The 2,747-nt window shown below is 25.5% G+C and carries 2 protein-coding genes; both read right to left on the bottom strand.

Features of this window, described 5'->3' with window-relative positions:
* Positions 1-99: 99 nt before the first annotated feature.
* Complete coding sequence (locus tag LJD32_RS14765; RefSeq protein WP_227360340.1) at positions 100-1,146, bottom strand: helix-turn-helix transcriptional regulator; 1,047 nt, start codon at positions 1,144-1,146, stop codon at positions 100-102.
* Between the two features lie 45 nt (positions 1,147-1,191).
* Positions 1,192-2,295: a diguanylate cyclase domain-containing protein gene (locus tag LJD32_RS14760; protein WP_227360341.1), complete on the bottom strand. Its 1,104-nt coding sequence runs from the start codon at positions 2,293-2,295 to the stop codon at positions 1,192-1,194.
* Positions 2,296-2,747 lie beyond the last annotated feature (452 nt).

Raw genomic sequence — 2,747 nt, 5'->3', positions numbered from 1 at the left:
ATTTTTCCTCCTATTATTATATAGACAATTTTTTGATCTTTTTCTTTTTATTTTTAAAAAAAAAAGTAAAAAAATAACAATAAATGATTGTTTTTATTGTTATTTCTTTGGTTTAATAGTTAAAATGTTATTTTCTTGTAATAAAGAGAGTTGATCTATATTTTTAAATAAATATATGCTTTGTTGATTTTCTTTATCTATATCAAGATATTCATCTTGATATAGATGATGATCATTTATTAAATGTTGAATCAAGGCAATTTGTTTTTGATCCAAATGCATTCTTTGTTCCTTATTTTCCTTATTATATTTCAAGTTTTTTTGAAATTGTTTACGATAAACACTCGGTGTAATCCCATATAAATCTTTAAATGCTTGACTATAAGCCTTTGCAGACATTCCACAAGAAAATGCAATCTCATCAATCGAGTCTTTCCCCGCTAGTAACTTTTCTAATGAATGTCGTATTCTTACCATTGATAAATATTTTACAAAACTAACACCTGTATATTTTTTAAATAAACGTGAAGCATAGGAGATACTAAAAGAAAGATTTTGAGCAACATCTTCTAAATGAATATCTTCTTGGTAATGTTGATCAATGAATAAAATAGCTTTCATATAATTTTCATGATTTTTAGAAGAAAGTGGTAAATTTTCTAAAGAGAATTCTTGATTCTGACTAATCATGTAAATTAATTTTGATATTACTAAATTTAATAAATAGATGTTATCTTTGTTTTCAATAAAATGTAAAAGTAAGATGCCTAATTGTTGTTTTATTTGAAATAATAGAGATTTATTTTGATTTTCTCTACAAATAAGAGATTGAAAACTATGATCTATATCTCCTACCATATAATGAGGTAAATAAGAAAAATCAATATGTAATGTTAAAATAATACTTTCTTTTTCATTCATCTTTAGCATATGAATATCATTAGGAGCAATAATAGCTAATTCATGTTCATAAATAACAGTCGACATTTTTTCTGTAATAACTTCATAATTTCCTTTTAAAACATAAGAAATTTCTAAAGAAGATTGTCTTGAAAAAACTTGTCGATCAAATTGATTAATACTTAGACTTAATGGATATTCAAATTTTTGACCCGAAAAGTCATAATAATAATTCATATTTTGCATAGTCTCATCTCTTTTCATTAATCTCATTATACCATAAAAAAATGGTTAGTTTTCAATACCAACCATTTCATTTTCATAAAAATTTGCTTTATTTTCATACATTTTAGTATCTGCTTCTTTGATGAGTTCATCAACATCGTTTATATTATAGCACCAAGAAACACCTACAGAACACGAAATACCATTTTGTTCTAAATACTTCTTTGATTGTTCAACTTGCTTTATAAAACTAGCTTCTTTAACATCTACTGAAAGAACAACAAATTCATCCCCACCAAAACGATAAGCTTTTCTAGGAAAACACTCATTAATCAAATAAGCAGTTTTCTTTAAAACGGCATCACCTTCTAAATGTCCTTGTAAGTCATTGATCTTTTTTAATCCATTTAAATCAAAATAAGCAATACCAATATCCTTATTTTGACTTTCTTTAATCTTATCAATTCGTTCTATCAGAGCATTACGATTAAAAATATGTGTCATTGAATCTAAATAACTCATTGTTTTTAATTTTTGTTCCTGTTGTTTTCTATTCATACTCTCAGAAACAAAGAAAACAACCGAAGATAATAAGCTACTATTATCACATCTTCTTCGTGGATTATCAACACCCAAAAATCCAGTAATAATTTCATTTTCTATCAAAGGCACTGCAATAAGACTCGTTATATTTTGTAATTTTAAAAGACGATAGGTTTCAGAATTTTTATCAACCTCCTCTTCTAAACTTTTTATATAAAATGTTCCATCAACCTTAAAACGATCTAACCAATATTGAATAGTTTCTAAAGAAACGTTTTGCAAATTATTTATTTCCGGAGTTGCCCCTTCTTCTGTATACTCAAAAAGATTAGATGTCGTATTTTGTTCATAGTCTATTTGAAAAATATAGGCACGATCACCTTGAAAAAACTCAGTAATAAGACATAACAAATCATTAATAGCATCATCGATTTCACTATGATAAGTTAAAGCATGAATACATCTATTTAATGTCGTTGCTGCAAGTAAAGATTCTTTTAATTCTATTTGACTTTTTTCATACTTTTTTGACATTCGATAATAAACAATTACAAAAATCATCACAAGTAATAAAACAAGCATAAAAATAACAAGTAACGGATATTTTTCTATTGCTTCAACTATCATACTAACAACCCCTTTCATTATAGATTATATTCACATGTCAATTAAAAAAATGTCGGTTTTAGACTAAATAATTTTATAGTTTTTCCTACATTTTTATTTTATTCTTTACAGCAACCATCAATATTTATTACAAATATAAGTGTCTGCTGCAAATACATTAGCAGGCACTTGTGTAAAGATTATCATAACGTAAGTATACTTGCCATTATTTTACTTATCCTTACATTCATTTTTTATTTTTTTGCTCTGGTATTTAAAATAGATTATAGTAAATAATTCCATGTACATCTTTATTTTACCATTTATGGCACCTTATTTTTAAATTAGGTGCGAAATGTCGTTTTTGAGGTGTGAAATGCAAAAAATAAATATCATATTTTTATGATAAAAAAGGGACAAAATAAATTTTGTCCACATGGTAATAATCTTTGAAGATTATTACCTTTTTAGTG

It is taken from the genome of Faecalibacillus sp. TM498 (assembly GCF_020589955.1).
GTDB classification, from domain to species: domain Bacteria; phylum Bacillota_I; class Bacilli_A; order Erysipelotrichales; family Coprobacillaceae; genus Faecalibacillus; species Faecalibacillus intestinalis.
Note: the sequence above shows the minus strand (reverse complement) of the source record. Positions and strands in the feature narration are given on the sequence as shown.

Bases quoted from the DNA above. Each gene is read 5' to 3' on its own strand.
- LJD32_RS14760 (WP_227360341.1), bottom strand. From the start codon at position 2,295: ATGATAGTTGAAGCAATAGAAAAATATCCGTTACTTGTTATTTTTATG.
- LJD32_RS14765 (WP_227360340.1), bottom strand. From the start codon at position 1,146: ATGCAAAATATGAATTATTATTATGACTTTTCGGGTCAAAAATTTGAA.